This is a genomic window from Sphingomonas sp. RIT328, from assembly GCF_000632225.1.
GTDB classification, from domain to species: Bacteria; Pseudomonadota; Alphaproteobacteria; order Sphingomonadales; family Sphingomonadaceae; genus Sphingomonas; species Sphingomonas kyungheensis.
This window is the reverse complement of record NZ_JFYV01000001.1, coordinates 113372-133314: the sequence shown is the minus strand read 5'-3', so window position 1 is coordinate 133314 and position 19943 is coordinate 113372. Positions and strand designations below refer to the sequence as shown.

Annotated in this window: 24 protein-coding genes and 1 pseudogene; 14 read left to right on the top strand and 11 right to left on the bottom strand. The window is 63.2% G+C overall.

The features are described 5' to 3' along the window. Nucleotides 1-345 precede the first annotated feature (345 nt). Nucleotides 346-537, top strand: a complete 192-nt coding sequence (locus BW41_RS00665) for a hypothetical protein (RefSeq protein ID WP_152542030.1) — start codon at nucleotides 346-348, stop codon at nucleotides 535-537. A gap of 12 nt (nucleotides 538-549) precedes the next feature. Here BW41_RS00665 and BW41_RS00660 read toward each other — a convergent pair whose 3' ends face one another. After that, the gene (locus tag BW41_RS00660; RefSeq protein WP_037530304.1) at nucleotides 550-1332 is read right to left on the bottom strand and encodes a metallophosphoesterase family protein; all 783 of its coding nucleotides are present in this window, start codon (nucleotides 1330-1332) and stop codon (nucleotides 550-552) included. Between the two features lie 165 nt (nucleotides 1333-1497). Here BW41_RS00660 and BW41_RS00655 point away from each other — a divergent pair, with 165 nt between their 5' ends. From BW41_RS00655 to BW41_RS00640, 4 genes and pseudogenes are all read left to right on the top strand, one after another. After that, nucleotides 1498-3630 carry a histidine kinase dimerization/phosphoacceptor domain -containing protein gene (locus BW41_RS00655; protein ID WP_037530303.1) on the top strand — a complete coding sequence of 711 codons (2133 nt, stop codon included), beginning with the start codon at nucleotides 1498-1500 and terminating at the stop codon, nucleotides 3628-3630. A gap of 237 nt (nucleotides 3631-3867) precedes the next feature. After that, a pseudogene (locus BW41_RS00650) lies at nucleotides 3868-4527 on the top strand (DUF47 domain-containing protein); the annotation flags it as partial. A 3-nt stretch (nucleotides 4528-4530) separates the two neighbouring features. After that, a complete protein-coding gene (locus BW41_RS00645; RefSeq protein ID WP_037530299.1) occupies nucleotides 4531-5532 on the top strand; it encodes an inorganic phosphate transporter in 1002 nt (333 codons plus the stop codon). Nucleotides 5533-5601: 69 nt separating this feature from the next. Then, a complete protein-coding gene (locus BW41_RS00640) occupies nucleotides 5602-5994 on the top strand; it encodes an MAPEG family protein (RefSeq protein ID WP_037530298.1) in 393 nt (130 codons plus the stop codon). Nucleotides 5995-6031: 37 nt separating this feature from the next. Here BW41_RS00640 and BW41_RS00635 read toward each other — a convergent pair whose 3' ends face one another. Together BW41_RS00635 and BW41_RS19890 are read right to left on the bottom strand one after the other, a co-directional pair. Further along, nucleotides 6032-7465, bottom strand: a complete 1434-nt coding sequence (locus BW41_RS00635) for an NAD-dependent succinate-semialdehyde dehydrogenase (protein WP_037530296.1) — start codon at nucleotides 7463-7465, stop codon at nucleotides 6032-6034. A 333-nt stretch (nucleotides 7466-7798) separates the two neighbouring features. Beyond that, the gene (locus BW41_RS19890; protein ID WP_152542028.1) at nucleotides 7799-8359 is read right to left on the bottom strand and encodes a hypothetical protein; all 561 of its coding nucleotides are present in this window, start codon (nucleotides 8357-8359) and stop codon (nucleotides 7799-7801) included. Nucleotides 8360-8670: 311 nt separating this feature from the next. On the opposite strand from BW41_RS19890, the gene BW41_RS20770 reads away from it, so the two are divergent. After that, entirely contained in the window at nucleotides 8671-9891 is a 1221-nt protein-coding gene (locus BW41_RS20770; RefSeq protein WP_152542026.1) for a DUF6161 domain-containing protein, read from the top strand. 56 nt (nucleotides 9892-9947) lie between these two features. Then, nucleotides 9948-10814, top strand: a complete 867-nt coding sequence (locus BW41_RS20765) for a hypothetical protein (RefSeq protein WP_152542024.1) — start codon at nucleotides 9948-9950, stop codon at nucleotides 10812-10814. Between the two features lie 26 nt (nucleotides 10815-10840). Here the strand turns inward: BW41_RS20765 and BW41_RS00620 are convergent, their stop codons facing one another. Continuing rightward, the gene (locus tag BW41_RS00620; protein WP_037530292.1) at nucleotides 10841-11620 is read right to left on the bottom strand and encodes a hypothetical protein; all 780 of its coding nucleotides are present in this window, start codon (nucleotides 11618-11620) and stop codon (nucleotides 10841-10843) included. A 284-nt stretch (nucleotides 11621-11904) separates the two neighbouring features. Here BW41_RS00620 and BW41_RS20760 point away from each other — a divergent pair, with 284 nt between their 5' ends. From BW41_RS20760 to BW41_RS00590, 7 genes are all read left to right on the top strand, one after another. After that, complete coding sequence (locus tag BW41_RS20760; protein WP_152542022.1) at nucleotides 11905-12756, top strand: hypothetical protein; 852 nt, start codon at nucleotides 11905-11907, stop codon at nucleotides 12754-12756. A gap of 269 nt (nucleotides 12757-13025) precedes the next feature. Continuing rightward, nucleotides 13026-13778 (top strand): hypothetical protein, encoded by a 753-nt coding sequence (locus tag BW41_RS00615; protein WP_152542021.1) that lies wholly within the window; start codon nucleotides 13026-13028, stop codon nucleotides 13776-13778. A 274-nt stretch (nucleotides 13779-14052) separates the two neighbouring features. Beyond that, a complete protein-coding gene (locus tag BW41_RS20755) occupies nucleotides 14053-14721 on the top strand; it encodes a hypothetical protein (protein ID WP_152542019.1) in 669 nt (222 codons plus the stop codon). A gap of 151 nt (nucleotides 14722-14872) precedes the next feature. Further along, nucleotides 14873-15094, top strand: coding sequence for a hypothetical protein (locus tag BW41_RS00605; protein WP_037530286.1), 222 nt, complete (start codon nucleotides 14873-14875; stop codon nucleotides 15092-15094). Continuing rightward, nucleotides 15079-15351: a hypothetical protein gene (locus BW41_RS00600; RefSeq protein WP_037530284.1), complete on the top strand. Its 273-nt coding sequence runs from the start codon at nucleotides 15079-15081 to the stop codon at nucleotides 15349-15351. The genes BW41_RS00605 and BW41_RS00600 overlap by 16 nt, the downstream gene beginning before the upstream one ends. Next, on the top strand, nucleotides 15348-15614 hold the full coding sequence (locus tag BW41_RS00595) for a hypothetical protein (RefSeq protein ID WP_037530283.1): 267 nt from the start codon (nucleotides 15348-15350) through the stop codon (nucleotides 15612-15614). Before BW41_RS00600 ends, BW41_RS00595 begins: the two co-directional genes overlap by 4 nt. Then, entirely contained in the window at nucleotides 15611-15796 is a 186-nt protein-coding gene (locus BW41_RS00590; RefSeq protein WP_037530282.1) for a hypothetical protein, read from the top strand. The genes BW41_RS00595 and BW41_RS00590 overlap by 4 nt, the downstream gene beginning before the upstream one ends. Here the strand turns inward: BW41_RS00590 and BW41_RS00585 are convergent. From BW41_RS00585 to BW41_RS00555, 7 genes are all read right to left on the bottom strand, one after another. After that, nucleotides 15786-16043 (bottom strand): hypothetical protein, encoded by a 258-nt coding sequence (locus tag BW41_RS00585; protein WP_037530280.1) that lies wholly within the window; start codon nucleotides 16041-16043, stop codon nucleotides 15786-15788. The genes BW41_RS00590 and BW41_RS00585 overlap by 11 nt on opposite strands. Continuing rightward, the gene (locus tag BW41_RS00580; RefSeq protein WP_037530278.1) at nucleotides 16040-16411 is read right to left on the bottom strand and encodes a hypothetical protein; all 372 of its coding nucleotides are present in this window, start codon (nucleotides 16409-16411) and stop codon (nucleotides 16040-16042) included. Before BW41_RS00580 ends, BW41_RS00585 begins: the two co-directional genes overlap by 4 nt. Nucleotides 16412-16435: 24 nt before the next feature. After that, nucleotides 16436-17911 carry a hypothetical protein gene (locus BW41_RS00575; protein WP_152542017.1) on the bottom strand — a complete coding sequence of 492 codons (1476 nt, stop codon included), beginning with the start codon at nucleotides 17909-17911 and terminating at the stop codon, nucleotides 16436-16438. A gap of 18 nt (nucleotides 17912-17929) precedes the next feature. Beyond that, nucleotides 17930-18487, bottom strand: coding sequence for a hypothetical protein (locus tag BW41_RS19880; RefSeq protein ID WP_152542015.1), 558 nt, complete (start codon nucleotides 18485-18487; stop codon nucleotides 17930-17932). A gap of 27 nt (nucleotides 18488-18514) precedes the next feature. Continuing rightward, nucleotides 18515-18754, bottom strand: coding sequence for a hypothetical protein (locus BW41_RS00565; protein ID WP_037530274.1), 240 nt, complete (start codon nucleotides 18752-18754; stop codon nucleotides 18515-18517). Then, nucleotides 18751-19125 (bottom strand): hypothetical protein, encoded by a 375-nt coding sequence (locus tag BW41_RS00560; protein WP_037530272.1) that lies wholly within the window; start codon nucleotides 19123-19125, stop codon nucleotides 18751-18753. The genes BW41_RS00565 and BW41_RS00560 overlap by 4 nt, the downstream gene beginning before the upstream one ends. 120 nt (nucleotides 19126-19245) lie before the next feature. After that, nucleotides 19246-19887 (bottom strand): hypothetical protein, encoded by a 642-nt coding sequence (locus tag BW41_RS00555; RefSeq protein ID WP_051583141.1) that lies wholly within the window; start codon nucleotides 19885-19887, stop codon nucleotides 19246-19248. Between the last annotated feature and the right edge of the window lie 56 nt (nucleotides 19888-19943).

Sequence of the window (19943 nt, the reverse complement as noted above, 5' to 3'; positions counted from 1 at the left end):
GGTTTTGTTTTGGGCGTATGCCGGCAGCGGCCCCGCGCGCGCACCGCAACGCCACCTTAAAAAAATTTCACCGAATGATGCCCGCCGCTCCGTCCCTCTTGATACAAATCAAGAAACGGACGTGATTGGGTGGCTTTTCCGTCTGATCTTTGGAGGGGATGACGGTATTTTGCTGATGATAACCACTCGCGACAGGAACTGTGTCTCGCGCGCGACTGGATATTGGGAATTGCGGCACGGGCTGTTTGCCGAGCACAATTAAAACTTGCACCACATTGGCGATAACGGGCATATACCGTATATCAGCACGGGGGCGGGGCATTTGGCCTCGTGGGATATGAAATGATGAATATGTCGTCGCAGTCGCAGCCGCTTGAGACTCTGGAGACGCTGTTGGTCGAGGCCTGTCAGATCGCCGATGCGGTCGGGCTCGACCTCGCTGCGATCCGCATCGAGGAAGCGCTTATGATCGCTCGCGAATCCTCCAATTCCAACCCGCTGTGGCAATCCTGGGGGACGATGTCGCTACTCAACTGAGCCGCCGCGCCGCTAGGACAGGCGCCCGACATCGGCCGTCGCATCGCCGATCACCGCGGCGTCTCCGCCCATCGTCCGGGCGATCGTTTCGAAGCCACCGTTATGGACGCGGATCTCATTGAACGCCGGCGGCGAATGGCGCGTCCGCTTCGACAGCGTTCCGGCACCGATCATCCTTATCGTCCGCCCCGCGCGCGCGACCGGAACGTCGAAGGGGTCATGGACATGGCCCGACAGCACCGCATGCGCCCCCGCCTCCGCCAGCGCGGTCAGCGCCCCGTCGCCATTGCGCGTGCTGGCCGTGCCCTTGGTCGGGCCTTCGATAAGAGGGTGATGCGCGGCGACGAAGATCAGCCGGTCCTTGGGCGCCGCGTCGATCATCGCCAGCGCGCGGCGTAAGGAACCCGCCCCTACCCGGCCCTTCGACCAATTCCAGCGCCATTGCGCCCGCGCGATCGTCTTGAGCGGGACGATCGTCACGCCGGGCAGGTCGAGCTCGCGCTCGATCATCTTCTCCACCGCGGCATAGCGCTGATAGGGCGCGAACAGGCGGCGAAACGGATCCCAGTAATAAGGGATGTCGTGGTTGCCGATCTCCAGCGTCACCGGCACGCCGAGGCTGCGCAGCCACGCCCCGCCCCGCTCGAACTCGGATCGCGTCGCGCGCATCGTCAGGTCGCCGGTCATGATCACCGCATCGGGGCGTTCCGCGGTAACGCGTTCGCCGAACCAGGCGATCGCCTGTGGGTCCTCTGCGCCGAAATGGACATCGCTGACGTGGAATAGAGTGATCATGGCTTTCCGAACGCTGCTGCTGCCGGAAAGCTGCTAATGCGCCGATCCGGGCGGCCGCAAGTGGGTGCTCGACTTGCCAACATATTGATTTGGATCAGCACGGGTTCATTTGTAAAGCCATACGGGTCAGGCCATGCTGGACTGGACGAGTTGCATACGGTGACAATGGCGATCCCCCTCGAAACAGATCCGAGTCTCGACCTGACGGCCTGTGATCGCGAACCCATTCATATCCCAGGCGCCATCCAGCCGCACGGGCTGCTGCTGGTCGCCGAAGCCGGCCCCGGTCATGCGGTGATCGCCGGCGCGGGGGCGATCGAGGCGCGGCTGGCGACGCACTGGCAGGGCCGGCCGCTCGCCGATCTGCTCGGCCAAGATATCCAAGCGCTGCTCCACCATCTGCCGGGCGGGCTGGACGCGACCAGCCAGATCGTCGTGCCGGGAATCGGCGAATCGTTCGTGGCGACGGTGCATCGTGGCGGCACGCATCTGCTCGTCGAGCTCGAGCCGGTCGCGGGCGCGCCGGCGTCGGTATCGACGACGCTGGCCTGGCTCGACGCGGTCGCGGCGAGTTTCGAGCGCGCCGCCGATCTCCAGACGCTGTACGACCGCGCTGCCGGTGCGTTCCGGATGCTCACCGGCTTCGATCGGGTGATGATCTACCGCTTCCTCGACGACGACGCCGGACAGGTGGTGGCGGAGGATCGCGATCCGTCGCTGGCCACCTTCCGCAACCATCGCTTCCCCGCCTCCGACATTCCGCGGCAGGCGCGCGCGCTCTATGTGCGCAACCGCACGCGGACGATCCCGACGGTCGACTATGACCCGGCGCCGCTGCGCCCGGCCGCCTTTGACCATATCGACCTCAGCGACGTCGCGGTGCGCCATGTCTCGCCGATCCACCTGCAATATCTCCGCAATATGGGGGTGGAGGCGTCGGCGTCGATCTCGATCGTCAAGGACGGCTTGCTGTGGGGGCTGATCGCCTGTCACCACAACAGCCCGCGCGTGCTGCCGCCCGACGTCCGCAACACCGCGGCGACGCTGGCCAGCGGCCTCGCCCGGCAGATTCGCGCCAAGGAGGAGGCCGCCGCCTATCGCGAGCGCCTGACGCTGCGCGCCGACGAGGACCATATGGTGCCGCGCCTCAACAGCGAGGAGCCGCTGCGCGCCTCGATCATCGCGGTGAAGGACGAATTGCGCGCGATGCTGCACGCCGACGGCTTTGCCATGGTCGCGGGCAACCAGATCGAACGCTCGGGCCGCTGCCCCGACGACAATGTGCTCGCCGGTATCGCCCGGTGGGTGCGCGAACGCGGTGGCGAGCCGCTCGCGACGCACGAACTGGGTGCGCTCTTCCCGATGGCGCGCGCGCATGAGACCATGATGAGCGGCCTGCTCGCACTGCCGCTGTTCGACGAGGATGCGATCCTGCTGTGGCTGCGTGCCGAGACGGTCGAGACGATCGAATGGGCAGGCAATCCCCACAAGTCGGTCGCGGTCACGCCCGGCGAGACGCTGACGCCGCGCACCTCCTTCGCCAGCTATAGCGAGACGGTCCGCGGCTGTTCGCAGCGCTGGACGCTCGAACAGATCGAGGCCGCGCATCGCCTGCGCCGCCGCTTCCATGAGGCGCGCCAGCACCTTCAGGTCCGCACGCTCAACCGCGAATATGCCCGCGCGCTGAGCGAGAAGGATGCGCTGCTCGCGCAGAAGGACGTCCTGATGAAGGAGGTCAATCATCGCGTGCAGAACAGCCTGCAGCTGGTCGCCTCGTTCCTCCGCCTCCAGGCCAAGACCGCCAACAGCCCCGTCGTCGCCGATCACCTCGCCGAGGCGCAGGCGCGACTCGCCGCGGTGGCGCTGGTCCACCGCCGCCTGTATCGTGACGATCAGGTCGAAAGCGTCGATCTCGCCCGCTATGTCGACGAGCTGATCGCCGATATGCGGACGTCGCTCGGCGCCGAATGGGGGCGGCATATCAAGCTCGACCTCGCGCCGGTGCTGGTGCCGACCGACCGGGCGGTGAATATCGGCCTGATCCTGACCGAGCTGGTGATCAACGCGACCAAATATGCCTATGGCGGCGCGGCCGGACCGCTGGCGATCGCGCTCGAACAGCATGGCGGCAAGCTGCGGCTGATCGTCGCCGACGACGGCCGCGGCAAGGGCGACGGCGAGGGATTCGGCAGCCGGATGATGGACGCGATGGTCCAGCGCCTGTCGGGCGTGATCGAATATGGCGACAATCATCCCGGCCTGCGTGCGATCATGACCGCGCCGATCGACGAAATATAATTTTGCATCGGGTGCGATCCGGATCGATCGCTCCCGACGATCCCGGCGGAAGCCTTGCTCGTGATGCGATAGCCTTTTGCCGGCAATGTGATAGCATAGCCTCATGGCCTGCGCGCGCCCCCGTCGACCGACCGCCGCCGGCGGGATCGGCGCGCGTGCGGCGGCGTCCCCCGATGGTGCAGTGCGCAATTTCGGCTTGCCTCGCGCGCCGCGCCGCCCCATGCGCCCCCCGCCACCAACGAAAGGTCTCTTATGGTAGCCTGGTTCCAGGCGCTGATGCCGAAGCAAGGTCGGTTCTTCGAACAATTCGAAGCCCATGCCGCGACGCTGGTCGCGGGTGCGGACGCCTTGCAGAAGCTGTTCAGCGGCGACGGCGCGATCCCGGTGCATATCGCCGAGATCGTCGATCGCGAGCATGAGGCGGACGATATCACGCGTGAGGTGTTGCAGGACGTCCGCCGCGTGTTCGTCACGCCGTTCGACCGTTCGGCGATCACCGACCTGATCGGGGTGATGGACGATTCGATCGACCAGATGAACCAGACCGCGACGACGATCGCGCTCTACGAGGTCAATCAGTTCGCGCCCGACATGCGCGCGATGGTCGACCTCGTCGTCGAGGCGGCGCGGGTCACCGCCGAAGCCATTCCGCTGCTCCGCAAGCTCGACACCAACGCCGCGCGGCTGCACGACCTCACGGCCCGGCTGGTGCAGCTTGAGGGGCAGGTCGACGACCATCACGCCCGCGGCCTGCACGCCCTGTTCAAATCCTGCGACGACAGCCAGACGATGCGCTTCATTGTCGAGCGCGAGATCTACAGCCATCTCGAACGCATCGCCGACCGGTTCGAGGACATCGCCAACGAGATCCAGGGTCTCGTCATCGATCACGCCTGAGTCATGACCATCTCCTTCACGCTGCTTGTCGCGCTGATCGGCGTCGCGCTGCTGTTCGACTTTCTCAACGGACTGCACGACGCCGCCAATTCGATCGCGACGGTGGTCTCGACGCGCGTGCTCAAGCCGCATCATGCGGTGATCTGGGCCGCCTTCTTCAACTTCATCGCCTTCGCCGTCTTCGACCACAATGTCGCGCAGACGGTCGGCAAGGGCATCGTCAGTGCCACCGTCATCGATCCGCAGGTGATCTTCGGCGCGCTGATGGGTGCGATCGTCTGGAACGTCATCACCTGGCGCTATGGCATTCCGTCCAGCTCCAGCCATGCGCTGATCGGCGGCCTGCTCGGCGCCGGGATCAGCAAGGCGGGGTTCGACAGCGTCGTCTGGGCGGGCGTCGGCAAGACGGTCGGCGCGATCTTCCTGTCGCCGACGATCGGCATGATCCTCGCGCTGCTGCTCGTGCTCGTCGTCGCCTGGAGCTCGCTGCGGCTGACGCCGATGGGGGTCGATCGGCGCTATCGCAAGCTCCAGCTCGTCTCGGCCGCGCTCTACAGCCTCGGCCACGGCGCCAATGACGCGCAGAAGACGATGGGGATCATCACCGTCCTGCTCTATTCGCAGGGCCTGCTGACCGGCGCCTTCCACGTCCCCTTCTGGGTGGTGCTGTCGTGCCAGGCGGCGATGGCGATCGGCACGATGTCGGGCGGGTGGAAGATCGTCCATACGATGGGGTCGAAGATCACCCGGCTGACCCCGGCGCAGGGATTCTGCGCCGAGACCGGCGGCGCGATCACCCTGTTCATGGCGACCGTCGGCGGCATCCCGGTCTCCTCGACCCACACGATCACCGGCGCGATCGTCGGCGTCGGCTCGGCACGGCGGCTGTCCGCGGTGCGCTGGAACGTCGCGAGCCGGATCGTCGTCGCCTGGGTGGTGACGCTGCCGGCGGCGGGGCTGATCGGCGCGCTCTGCTACGAAGGCGCGGCGCTGCTGTCGCGCTAGTCTCGCGCTGCACGGAGCCTTCGCCGCGCTGCCTCGTTGGCTGCGGCGGATGACGAGGGAGTGTGGGTGATGGCGACCGAGATGATCGTGCTGGCGGCGTCGATCGTGCTGCTCGTCGTGCATATCATGCTGCAGGGCCAGACCGCGACGCATGATCGCGGCCTCGCCTGGAACGCCGGACCGCGTGACGAAGGCGACGTCAAACCGCTCGGCGTGCTCGCCGGTCGCGCCGCCCGTGCGCTCGCCAATTTCCAGGAGACCTATCCCGCCTTCCTCGCGCTGGCGCTCGGGCTGGCGGCGACGGGGCAGACCGGCGGACTCGGCGCGATCGGTGCGCTGGTCTGGCTGATCGCGCGGATCGTCTACATTCCGCTCTATCTGCTCGGCGTGCCCTATGTGCGCAGCCTCGTCTGGGTGGTGGCGATGCTCGGCCTGCTGCTGATGCTGATCCGCTTCGTCTGAGCGACGGGGGCCGCCTGCGCGGCAGCCCCCGCCCCCGTCAGGCGATATGCACCGCCTTGGTAATGCAATGCGCGGCGATCCCCTCCGGCCCGTCTTCCGAACCGAAGCCGCTGTCCTTGACCCCGCCGAACGGCGCATCGCCCCAGCTCAGCCGCACCGTGTTGATCGCCACCATGCCGGCCTCGATCTCGTCGCCGAGCCGGTTCTGGAGCCGGCCGTTTTCGGTGAAGCAATAGGCGCCGAGGCCATAGGGCAACCGGTTCGCCTCCGCGATCGCGTCATCGGCGGTGGCGAAGGCGCCGATCAGCGCGACCGGGCCGAACGGCTCCTCGTTCATCGCATGGCTGGCGAGCGGCACGTCGGCGAGCACCGTCGGGGCGAAGAAGAACCCCTCCCCCTCCGCGCGCGTGCCGCCGGTGAGCAACCGCGCGCCGGCGCCGACCGCATCGTCGACCAGCCCGGCGATCGCCTCCGGCCGGCGCGGATTGGCCATCGGCCCCATCTGCGTCCCCGCCTCGAGCCCGTTGCCGAGCTTGAGCGCGCGGGTGCGCTCGGCGAAGCCCTGTGCGAACCGCTCATAGATGCCCTGCTGGACGTGGAAGCGGGTCGGCGCGACGCAGACCTGTCCGGCGTTGCGGAACTTGTGCTGGACGAGGATGTCGAGCGTGCGATCGAGGTCGCAATCGTCGAACACCAGCACCGGGCCGTGCCCGCCCAGCTCCATCGTCGTCTTCATCACCGTATCGGCGGCGAGCTTGAGCAGATGCTTGCCGACCGGCACCGAGCCGGTGAAGCTGAGCTTGCGCGTCACCGGCGAGGCGAGCAGCTGGCGCGACACCGCATCGGGCACGCCGAAGACGAGCTGCGCCACCCCGGCGGGCAGGCCGGCATCCTCGAAGCAGCGCAGGATCTCGACCGCCGCACCCGGCGTCTCCTCGCTCGGCTTGAGGATCACCGAACAGCCCGCGGCGATCGCCGGCGACAGCTTGCGCACCGGGTTCATCACCGGGAAGTTCCAGGCGCAGAAGGCTGCGACCGGGCCGACCGGCTGATGCAGCACCAGCGAGCGCGTCCCCACCGGGCGCGGCAGCACCCGGCCGTAGATGCGCACCGCCTCGCCGGCGTGGAAGTCGAGCAGCGCGGCGGTCGCCATCACCTCGCCCTTCGCCTCGGCGAGCGGCTTGCCTTCTTCCAGCGTCGCGAGGCGGGCGAGCCGGTCGGCGCGCTCGCGGACCAGCGCCGCGGTCCGTGACAGGACCGCCGCCCGCTCCTGCGGCGCGACCGCGCGCCAGCTCTTGAAGGCGCGGTCCGCGGCATCGAGCGCGCGATCGAGATCGGCGGCGGTGGCCAGCGGCACCTGCGCCAGCGTCGCCCCGGTGGCGGGATCGAGCACCGGTTGCGTCTCGCGATCGGTGATCCACTCGCCGTCGATCAACAGGCCGAGGCGCGTATCGTAGGAAGTGTCGGTCATAACAGCTCGCTTTCGTCAGCTAGAGCGCGCCGGGCCAATCGCCGACGGGGCAGCGGCCCTGGCGCTGTCGGCCCCTCTACCGCCCCGGCGCGCCCGCGCAAAGCGGCGCGCGGGCGGCTTGCCGGCGTACTTGGTCAACCGACGGATGCTTGTGGCGTTCGTCATGGCGACCGGCGCCGTCTTGCCATGACGACGGTCGCGAGCTGCGGCAGCATCGATCCGGCGCCCTCGCCGCGGACGCAGACCTCGCGACCGTCCAGACCCGTCCTGCCGATCATCCCCGTCGGCTGGGCGAGACGCTGACAATGAGCGTGATCGCGCGCCGACGATGAGTCACTCGGCGTTGCGCAACAACTGGCCGCGCTCGTCCTGCAGCATCCAGAAACGCGACCAGCCGCGCACCTTGGGCAGAATCAGCCAGGTCAGCGCCGCGGTAAGGATCACCGACGACAGGATCTGCTGCACCACCTTGGGCGCACCGGGCAGCAGCCAGCCGATCACCGCGCTGACGATCAGCAGGGTCGGCACGACGCCGATCCAGGTGACGCAGGCCGTCTTCCACTTGCGCGCCGCCGCCTCGCTCGGCAGCGTGAAGGCGAGCAGCGTGCCGGCATCGGACTGGTCGAGCCCGACCGAGAAATCGTCCGCCTCGTCGGACAGCGCGCGATAGCCGTCCTGCCCCGTCCAGGCGTCAAGCGCCGTCCGGTCGCCGAATTGCAGCAGCAGATGATGCAGCCCGCCCGCCTGCGCCAGCCGCACCGCGCAGCGGAACCGCGGCTGGGCCTGCGCCGCGGCGACGCAGCGATCCGCCCACGGCTCGAACGCCTGTTCGTGCCCGGGCCGCATGACACGGGAGATGGCAAGGGTGGCGAACGCGGGCGCGACGAGGTTCATGCACGGTGCGACCCGCGAGGCGGCCTGGGGTTCCCGCGATCGGGCAACGAAATTAGTGCGATGAGCGCTCCGCTAAGGCGCTGTCATGCATGGCCTTCGCCTCCACGGCGAACATCGGCGGGCGCTCGAGCCGGGGCCTGAACCGTGCGTGCGCTCAGGGATACGGGAATGGAGCGGGTGAAGGGAACACGGCACAAACGTAAGTTTTTGATGGCAACTGTATGACCGATAGCACAGGTACCGAAATTTGACATGCTTGGCAGTATGGTAACCCGACGAGCTTAGGCCTGCAGATCGAACAAGGAGGGATTATGTCGGAGCCGCTGACATTCTCGATCGGCATTGATGGCGACGTCACCGTTCGGTCCTACGATGATCTGATAAGGTGGATTGAAAAAGAACGCAGTCGGTGGGCGTGGATGGTCCCAGGTGACCAACGGACCGATCGGTGGGGCTTAGCTTCAGAATTGCAGAGCAATTGGAACGGCCTACTGGAAAACATCCAGTCACTGAAAACGCAGGGACAGTCCCTAGAATTCGCTCGTGAGTATTTGATACCACTGTCCAGCAGCCTTATTCTCATATCAACAACGAATGACGGATCGTTGGTCTTAGATATAAAAGAAACCTCGGGAGATGTCGCCGCCGTCGCAGCTTACGGCTTCATAAAACAACGCCTGACCACACAGCACATGACGACGCGGGAGGAAATTGTTGGCCTGCTTTTAAGCGCGCTTCCCGATATCAGGAATTCGTCTGATTGGAGCGAACGACTAAAGCGGGAGAGAACTAACTTTCGCATGGCAACGCGGAGCCTCCAAGAGAAGCTTGAGGAGGAAATGGAGCGTCGGGAAAGATCAAATCTTGAGATCACCAATAGGCTTCGAGGCATCGCTCGCCGCATTTTTGATGTACGCCGACGTAAATGGAGCGATACGCAGTCCGGCTGGCAACTAGCAGCTGATGAGAGTGTCGCAACTTTTGAGAGCCGCAGTATCGCCGCGATCTCAAGCATTCAAACCACCGAGGCGTCTTATCGAGAGTTTATGAGCTTAAAGGCTCCGGTCGAGTATTGGGATGGTAAAGCCGCAGAGCATGCCGGCAGAGAGGCCGCCGCGAGAAATCTATTATTCTGGTATTTTCCAGTTACGATTTTGGTGCTTGGCGTAGTCTTTATCGCGTCCGGTTATTTTTTGCTAAATCACCCCGATACAAAAGACTCGAAGTCGCCTGTAGCCCTCTACGTCGTTGTGTCCGGTGGGCTTCTGCTCCTTTCAACGCTCTCGTTTTGGATCGGTCGGCTCCTGACGAAGTTGTACCTAAGCGAGCACCACCTGCGCAATGACGCCGAAGAGCGCGCAACGATGACGACGACCTACCTAGCGCTGACAGGTGAGAACGCGGCTGGAGAAGCGGACCGGCAAATAATTCTTAATGCGCTTTTCCGATCCACGCCCGACGGGATAGTGAAAGAGGACGGACCAGCAGATATCGGCCTCCAAGGCCTTCTTGCAAAGGCATTATCCAAGTAGAATGCTTCTCTCTTGGAATCTTGCATTCGGAAATTTAGGTAAGTGAAAGCGACTTCATGACTCTTGTTCTGGCTTGGCAAACCGTGGAAGGCATCGCTGTAGTGGCGGACACGCGCTTCGGATCAGCGATGAGGACCGTTGGTGAGGCTGGACCGAAGATTTTTAGCGTTCCAATTATCCTCAACAAACACGGCAAGTTGATTGAAACCAACAAGCACCGGCTACCCAGTATGGGTTTCGCGTTTGCTGGGAATGTCTTTGCAGGGCAGACTGCCAACGGGTTGGCTAGCACATGTCTCCAAAACCTGCTTGTGCACGGTGAATTTGACGATGGACCAACGGTTGTAGAAGTGGCCGAGCTCTATGCGCGATGCGCAGCAATCGTTGTAAACGAACGTCGCAAATGGGACGGGAGCGATCAACATTTGTTTGATGGTCTGGTCTTCGGGAGAGATAGGCCGGAAGCGCCGGCTCAAGCGTACGAGATCCGCGTCGATCTAGATGAGACTGGGATCGCGGTCGGTAGCGCGATTGAGCTCACTCAGGTGACACGCGGTGGGCTAGCCGCCTTGGGATCAGGCGGATCAAAAGTCACGGAAATACTAGATAAAATCGTGGAAGCGGCGACCGAGGCGACCCCAGCCATTGTCAACCCTCTCGAAATTTTACGGCAGGTGATGAACGACCCAGACGTACCCAGTGTTTCTGGGTTCCAGCAGTTCGCGGTGGCCACGCCGAGTGGCGTGGAGTTACGCCCTGGGCTTCGCCCAATTACATTTGAAATGGCCAATCCATTCCCTCAAATCGGGCCCAGCCTTTTAACTCAGCAACGGTTCGAGTACCAAATCCTAGGGTTTGATATGGGTGATATCGGCAACGTTGGTAAGTATTTCCCGGGCGCGACCTATTTTGCGTCCAGTTAACCCTGCCAGGATACCCAAGATGAAAATCACTTCCGGTGTACGTTAGCCGCGACACCGCCGAGATAGCCGCCGACGCCAGGAAAGCCACAGGCAGTGAACACGGCAAGCAACAGAGCCGACATGGCGTATGGCATGGGATCATCTCGCAGCTTTTTCGCCGCGCGCTTTGCGTATCGGCAAGCCTCGGCGACCATCCCCTCGTTGTACGCTCTGTCGAGCGCCCCGTCATCGGCAGCGTCGATAATCTCGCCGAGCAAAGAGTGGAGGGCACGGAGCGATTGAATAGCTTCTACGGTCTCATCGAGAGGCGGGCCGCCGTTGTGCCGCGGCTCATCTAGGCTCTCGATCAGGCGCTCAACTGCCGCGCGTGCGACGGGAAGCAAAGTCTTTGCAGATGCCAAGCGCGATGCAGTCGTCACCCCTCCCGTCCACGCCGTCGAATCGTAGGGAGGGTCTCCTAGCCATTGTTGCTGCGCCGTCGACGCGAACGGGTCGGCTCGGTCAGCTTGGGCGATCGATGGCTTAAACTGTCGACGCACCTCGACCCGGCGGGGTTCCCATTGCGGAGAGAAGCTCTTGAGGGTTGGCCACAGACTACCAAGGTCGTGGTGGCGGTTGACGAATTCGGGAACTAGTTGCTCATACTTTGGATCAGCTATTAGGGCTGCGCGCATTGCGCGATATTCTTGGTCGATCGCTGCGTCCCGTGCACCTTCGACTGCTCGAAGCAGGACATTCTGGAAGTGAAGGAGGAAGTCGAGATCGCTCGCGAATTGCTCCTCCCTGGTGTCGATCATCAAAGCCATGCCAGAGGCATGCTCCACTCCCTGCGGTAAAGGAAGCGTGCCAACAACCCTGCTTTAGCCGTGAAGCTGGAAAACCATTTGTTTTCAGTACCCGTTCCCGCTCCTACGGTCTCGCATCGGTCGTCACTTACCGATGGTGCCGAGATCGGAGACATCAATCCAAGGCATATCAAGCCTAGAAGGCCCCTTGCCTGTTCGTATACTGATTTCGCCGTATTGGCAGACGTCCGCTCTCCGTGTGAAATGCGCTTGTTGAGACCGCCGATGCGACGCAGAATAACGCAATGAGCTCGACACCCACCCAGGCTGACGGAAATTCCGTACTTTGGCCAATGCTTAATTCACCTTGGTTTGGCCTACTTATTACAGTCGTGATAGGCGTTGCGGGCCTTTACGCAGGCTGGATCTTCTATAGGCGCCAAAAGACGGTTCCTAGCGTAGTCACCTCTGCCAAGAGCATTGTGTTGGTTGCTCCTGCTCACGCGACAATAGAAAGTCAGCTTGAAATCTCGTTTAATGGGCTTGCCGTTCCGCAGGTTACTAGTTCGGTTATTGCGATATGGAATAATGGCACGACCATTTTTCGCAGAAACGACATCGCCGACAAAGACCCCCTAAAACTGCGCTTGACCAATGGTTCATTTCTACAGGTTACAATTGACGGCACATCTCGCACTGTCATTGGCGCGCAAATAAAATTCACGAACAATAAAGAATTTCTTGTAAGTTTTGATTTTTTAGAGCCTAAAGATGCTATCATCATAAGGGCTTTGCACACCGGCACGCATGGTGATCTTCGGATTACCGGTACGCTCATCGGACTCCCAGAAGGCTTGAAATTCTTCAATCCAGCAGGCAAAAAGTTACTAAGCTCTGATAAAATAGATAAAGCATTCATAGCTGCGATGGTGACAACCTTAGTGGCGGGCAGTACAGCTATGTGGCTGAAAAGCGGCTGGCGGTCCGGGCTAATTATCCCCGCCGGCGTTGTCGGATTTATTTTGGGCGCAGTGTTACTTATCTGGATTGTCGAAATGGTCGGAGCACGGTGGAAGAAGAACGTCCCCAACGTCGTTTTAGACAATGCTGATTTGCGACGGTCTCTCGAATTGCAAAAATTATTTGGTCGAATTTAAGCTGCGCAGAAACATCTACGATGCCGCCAAAAGCCGAAGCACACTTTATTATTTAGCCGCGCCAACGGGTACGACAGGAGCAGCGGAGGTCAATGGTGTAAACGAGACGCTCTACCAACTGAGCTAATCGCCCCCTCTCGGGAGACCCGCCTAATACCGCGATTTTCGGGGTGGGCAGGCGGGCGTTTCGCGGACCGGAAGGGACCAAACAGGAAACGATGGGACCCACGAGTCCCGCACTATTCCCGAACCTTGATGAGGAGACCAGTGTGTCGGCCTATGACCTTATTCCGGAAGAGACGTACGCCAACCTGCCGGAGGAGGACGCAGATAAGTTCGTAACGCTCGTCCGGACAGCTCAGTCCAATCTCCAGCGCATGCTGGACGACTCAAACGCGCGCGACTTTTCGGACGAGTTACGCAGTCAGTTTATGGCTACCATTCAAGGCATCGCGGAAGCACTCGGCGTTACCGGCTTGAGCGAGATACGACCAACCATCGAGTACGGTGACTATACACGCTTCCAAGTTATTCTCGCGGGCATCGTGGCAAAAACGCGTCTGCGCAGCGATGTCCTCGCCAAACCCCACTCGGTAGCGCTTGGACGTGTGACACGAGCCAAAATACGGCAAGAGGTAGAACAGTTAAGGACATACGTCGACGAGGCCGATCTGACACCTGCCAAGCGGGCAGCGCTTAACGACAAGCTCGACGAATTACTTGCCGAACTCGAACATCGCCGGCTCAGTTTTGCCAAAACGATGGCGATCGCGGCGTCGATCATGGGCACGATCGGGGGCACCGCCGGGGCAATCGCTGCGTCGCCAAAAATCCCGGCGGGGATTAGCTTCATCATCTCACTGGTCGGCCAAGACAAGGAGCAAGAAGACGCGGAGATCGCTCGGCTTGCACCTCCTCCGCTAGCCATTGCGGCGCCTAAGCAGGCACCATCATCAACCGGCGGCTACGGGGGCGGATATGGTTTTTCTCACGAAGATCTAGATGACGACGTTCCCTTCTAGGCGAAGGGGGTTCGAGGACCGGCAGCATCCAACGTCGAGGTCCAACTGAAGCTTTAGCCGTGGAGCCGTAAAATCCATTGTTATCAATGATGGTTGCCGCAACATCGTTCGAAGCGCGATCATTGGAGATCAATGGCTTAACGTGACGGGGGCAACGAACACCCACCCCCACATGCCGCATCTCAGCACGCCAGAATGCTTCACGGTTTATCAACAGACCGGCTTGAATAGGCCGATTGGACAGGTAAGCTGTCCGTAACCGGGGGGATCGTTCATGTTCGCTGTTCTGACGTTGATATTTCTGGCCGCTTTGGTCGGCATCATAAAGCCGTATGTGGCCGCTCTGTCGCGCAAGCAATTTGCCGGCATCGCTGTCGGCACATTCATCTTGATGATGATAGTCGTGCCCAAGTCAGACCAGCAGACGTCGAACGTTGATAGCAACTCTGCCGATGCGGCTACCGGTACGACGCCTTCTAACCTGCAAACCGATTCGACCACCTCGGCCCACGAAGATTCACCAGCAAGTAAGTGGCAATACTCATCAGACAAAGATGAGATGCGGGGATCAACCTCTCGCTATGCCACCCTAATCAGCAATAATACGGTCGATTTGGATTTTCCTTACGGAGAGCAACAAGGGACGATCACGGTACGTCGCAATAGTGATGGACTGAATGTTATGTTTGGAGTCGGCAAGGGGCAGATTATGTGCTCTTCCTATACCAACACTACAATCTCGGTGAAATTTGATAACGGCCCTATCCAAAAAATGCGCTGCACAGGGGCAAGCGACGGCTCCAACGAAACGGCCTTTTTCACGAATGAAGGTCGTGTCTTAGCCGGATTGCGCAAGGCCAAGAGAACCATCATCGAGGCTGAGTTTTTCCACCAAGGGCGTCAGCAATTTGTCTTCGACACAGCCGGGCTAGAGTGGAAATAACCTCGCCTTGAACGTGACCTCACCCAGCTGCCGGGCGAGCGGACTGCGGACCCCTCTAATCTTGATGTCATCCAGCTCGACGAACCGACCGCCTAGCGGAACAGAAAAAGAACATCTATCTTGCCAATGACGCGAGTCACCGGAGGATACGATGCACGACGAAGACGAGAGGGAGCCGTTCGGCCGTTGGCTGATGAAGCAAGGTGGCAGCGGCGGTTTCGTCGGGCAGCTGGCAGATAGTGCAGCCAAGGATCGCACCTTCCCTCGCACCGGCACCTTTGAAGACGCCCGCAAGTGGATGCAGGCGCAACGCGCCAGCGGCGATGATTGGGAGGCGCTGGAGGATGCGGAGAGCGCATGGCTGGCGTCGTGACGCTCGCCGGCACTGCCCGCCCCCGTCAAGGCACCCCCGACCCGCGCGAGGCGCTCGCAAAGGTAATTGATGGAAGCCGAGACAGCTACGCCGCCTTGTCGCGCATGCTCGATCGGCCGCCGCACTATCTGCGACGCTTCGTCACCGACGGCATACCGCGCGCTTTGCGCCCCGACGAGCACCGTCGGCTCGCCGACTATTTCGGTTTGACGGAGCGGGCTCTTGGCATCCGCGACCTGTGGGCAGACCAGCCGTGAGGCTGCTCACCCGCCAGCAGCTGCGGACACAGGTCTGGGTCGCCCTTACCGTCCTCAAGCCGTTCCAGAAGCGAGCGCTTAACGTGCTCGTCGAGCAGACCCGCGAAGAGGTGACGGACGATCTCGTCCTTCGCATCATGGGCGAGCCAGAGAGCGAGTCGGTGATCCTCCAGCCCGATCTGGTTGACGCCCCCTATACCCGCGTCGGCAAGTGGAACGTCGACGAGCCCCACCCACATCCGGATTTGGTGAAGCCACGATGAGCCGCTGCCGCCTCTGCACCAGCAACGACGTTGAAGCCGTCAACGAGCACCTCGCCGAGAAGCTATGGGATAGCCGCATCGCGAACATCGAGGAGCATATCCCGTGGAGCGAGGCCGGCGCGACATGGCAGGCAGCGTTTCGCGAACTTGCGGTCGCGGCGCGCCAGGCGCTTACGTGCTGACTGGCCGGACGGTCGCCAGCATCAACTGCCGGTCGATCTCGCTGCGCTTCAGCGAGAGCACCTCGACGGCGTCCCCGTCCAACGTGCCTTTCGCCGGCAACCGCGGCATCGCGATCTCGCCGCGGTAGGCGACCTCGATAAGGTCGGACCCGGTGCGGGTGCGGGTGCCGACCGGCCCCTTGTAGAAGCCGAGATCGGCGGTCGCCCGGCCGCCGTTGTCGACGGTCCCGGTGATCTGTTCGGTCATTGCTGAGCTACCTTTACGACGATGGTTTTCTGCTTGGTTCGATAGGGCACCGAGTCGGTCTTCAGCGTCAGCTCCAGACCCAGCGAGATACCCTCTCCTGAGAAGGCCGCTGCACCGAATAGGGCCGGATCGACCGCGAGCCAGAAGCGCAGCAGCAGGCCGGTGAGGGTCGGCCGTCGGCCATCCTCCTCCATGATCCTCAACCCGGCCGCGGCGGCCTCGGCTGTCACGGCGAAGTTGAAGTCGGCGACACCCTCGCCCGTCATCAGCGTCTTGTCGTCGCCCTGGTCGATCGTCAGCTCGAACACCTCGACGTCCGAGGGGTCCATCGCCTGCGTGAGCGCCTTGGCGTTCGGCGGTAGTGGCATGCGGTTTGTCCTCCTCGGACGATGTCAGATTGTGAGGCGGCGGGAGCCAGAGCTGGCGAGCGTCGCCCGCCGGCTGCCCGCGGAAGCCAGCGTGAAGCGCCGAGACGGCGGGACGACGATCGGCGGTGCCGGCGGTGAGCCGGTGCCGGCACCGACGATGGGCGCGAGGGACGCCGCGCCGGTGCCGCCGATCGGCGACGACGCCCGCGCCACCGGCGACGGCGCAAGCAGCTCGCGACCGCCCCGACCGACGATCGGCGCAGATGACAGCCCGGCCGCTGTGAGCGGCCTGAGCAGCGACGTCGAGGCTGCGCCGGTTCCCACCGCGCCCACACCCGCGCCCGCGACGCGAGCAAGCGCGACGATCGCGCTGCCGGCGACCGGTGCGAAGCCGAAGCCCGTGGCCGACAAGCCGGCAAGCGTAGCGTTGCCCTGCGCGCTGACGATTTGCGCAGCACTGCCGGTGCCCCCGCCGACGATCGGCGCAAGCGTCGGAGCGCCGGAGCTTGCGACCGCGGCCGTCGCTGCTCCTGCCCCTGTGGCAGCGCCCGGCGCCAGCACCTGCGCACCGGCGCTGGTGATCGCCGCGCCGCCACCGCCAGCAACCGACAGCGGAGCCAGCGCAAGCGCGGCGCTGCTCGCAATCATCAGCGCGGCGCCGGCCGCCGCCCCAATCGCGCCCAGCACGGCGCCACCGGATGCCGTCACGCCGGCGCCGCCCTCGTCGACGTAGGGCGGCGCATCCTTGTACGGATGGCCGTCGACGAGGTTGGCGCCGTTCGCACCGGCAGCCCAGGAAGCCCAGCCCCGCAGCCGCTGCCAGTCATCCTCGGTAGGCGTACCGTATCCATGGCCCCGAAAGCGCGAGCGATGCGCGCTGCCGTTGCCGTAGACCGCCCAATGACCGTATCGAGCTGCGTTCGAAATGGCGGTGTTGCGGGCTCGCTTGTAAGTCGACCAAGCTCCGCCGTTGTAGGACGCTTTGCTGGTCGTGTCGGCCTTGGTGTATTGCTCGGTGATGATCGACAGTTCGCCCGCCTTCACGGGAGCGGTGCCGATCGCATAGCCTACCGAACCGATGTCGGAATACGGCACGCCACCTTGCCGCATCTTGTAAGCGACCGACGAACCATTGCTGCCGCCATATCCCCAAATGTAGCGATCATCCGTCCGGGTCTCGTCGATGACGTCGACCGTCCACCAGAACTTATCGCCATCCCCCTGTGGAAGGTTGGTCTTTGAGATGTCCATCTGGCGAGTGGCGGTATCCCACTTGATCGCCTGCTGACCGTTGATGGCGTCGAGCGCCGGCCGGAAGTCGTCGCGGAACGCCGAGATATAGTCCGGCGTCCCGCTGCCGACCAGCTGATAGTCCTGCCGGTTGACGATCGAGCCGGCAACGAAGGTGCCGTCTGCCGTCGTGATCCCCTTGGTGGTGTCGGTATATTCATGGTTCGCGACCCCGACCATATCGGCCGGGGTCCATAGCCGCCTCGCCATTGCTTAGCTCCTAGCCGCTCAGTTCCCGGTCGGCATCGTCAGCTGGTAACTGTTGAGGGTGATGCCATCCTGACCGAGCGCGATGTTGGTGTTGGTCAGCACCATGTCCTGCGGGCCGACATACGCCCACGTCACACCGTTATCGACGATGGCCGCGCCGGTGCCGGCCGGGCCGCCGTTCGCGGCGGAGGTGCCGGCGGCCGTGGCGCGGTAGACGTTGCCCCCCAGGTTCACCTGCATGCCGACGACATACGGCTTGGACGCCGTCCACGCCTCCGACACGAGGCCTTGCATGTGATAGGTGCCGTCGGCCGCCTTGATCCGGAAATGGCCGGCATAGCCAGCGGCGACAGCCGCATCGGCCTTCATGTTGGCATTGAACGACTTCACACCGTTGGCGGCATCTGGCGCCCAATCCGCAGCAAGCGTGCCCGACATGAGCAGGGTGCCGGTCGAGGCCGCGGCTGGCGACGCCGGCGGCAGGCCGGTCCGATATTCGAGGACGGGTGACGCGCCGATCGTCGCCTCGATCGCATTGCCCATGGCGTTGCGGATAGCGGTGGAGAGTTGGGGCATGGTGGTTCCTTGTGAGAAGACTGACGATCAGCGGAGGGGTTGGTTCGGATCGAGCTCGTTGCTGAGCTTGTCGACGCGGTGGCCGGGCCACCAAGCATGTCGAGCGCTCCAGTCGATCAGGCTGCCAATCGGCGGATCGTTGCCGATCGGCACGTAGAAGAGGAGGCACTCGCCGGTCGAGCGGTCGACCAGCACCCGCCGAGCCGCCTCGTTGGTGTTGGGGACCGTGCCGGCGTCTACGTCGACGACGCGGCCGGGGCCACTCATGCGAAGTTGAACAGCTTCAGGATGAGCTTGGCGATGGTGCCGGCGCGGGTGGAGGCGAACTCGTTGTAGACCGCCTGGACGAAGCCGCGGCCGATGTCTTCGATATCCTTGGCAGCGACGTTGAGACCCTTCGCAGTCAGCAGATCGAGCAGCACCGGCAACGTCCGGCCGAGCACGACGTCGAACTTCTGCTGTCCGCTCAGGCTGTCGTTCGCGATCGTGCGGATGTCGTCTCTCACCACCGCGGCAATCGGCAGCGCCATCAACAACGCGATCACCTGCTGCGCTTCGGTGATGACGATGTCGGCGACCTCCTGAGCGGGCGAGGAACGGAACAGCTTTGCGATGAAGGCGGGGAACTTGATCTTCATGGGGTCGATCCTTGCGTGAACGTGTGGTGACGGGTTGGTTCAGCCGACAGCGAGCCCGGCGCGGCTAGACGCCCGACATGATTCGGCTGGCGAGATGGTTGGTGACGGTGTGGCGGCGACTCAGGCGCGCGGCGGAGGCACAAGACGCGCCCATCCGCCGTCCGCCAGCGCGTTCTGGAATGTCCCGGCGATCGTGGCGATCTCCTCGGCGCGATCGGTCCCGTTGATGATGCGGCGGGCCTGTCGGAAGTCCGCCGCACTGGCGAAGCCCGACGTCGGCAGATAGCTCGACAGCTTCTTGCCGGTGAACCAGCCCTCCAGCATTCCCCGGACCATGATCCGAGCGCTGATTTCCGTCTCGAGAGCGCGGTCGTAGTTTGCGATGAGCGAGCCCTTCAGACCAAGCTCATCATCCGCGCGCTCGTAATTGTCGTCCCAGGTCAGCTGCACGTCGCCGCGCCCGTAAGGGATCTGCGCACCGTTGCGCCCGGGGCGGCCATAGGCCTTGCCCTTGCCGCGGCCGATCTCGCGGACAGGCTGCATCTTCTGCCCCGTTTCCCAGAACGACGTACCGAGGCCGTATGCGACATAAGCGAGCGGCGCGCCGGCCGTGCCGAAGGCGTCGAGCTTGCACTGGATGCCCGCGAGCTGCGCCGCGTTGATCGTTCCGCCGAGGAACAGCGGGCGGATGCGATCGAAGAACGCCTTCGGCTTGGCGAGCGCGCACACGAGTGCGGCCGCCGGCGCAGGAGCCGTCGTCATCGGATATTCCTTTCAGAGATAGTCGAGATGCCGGTTGGACCGGCTGGCGCGCATGG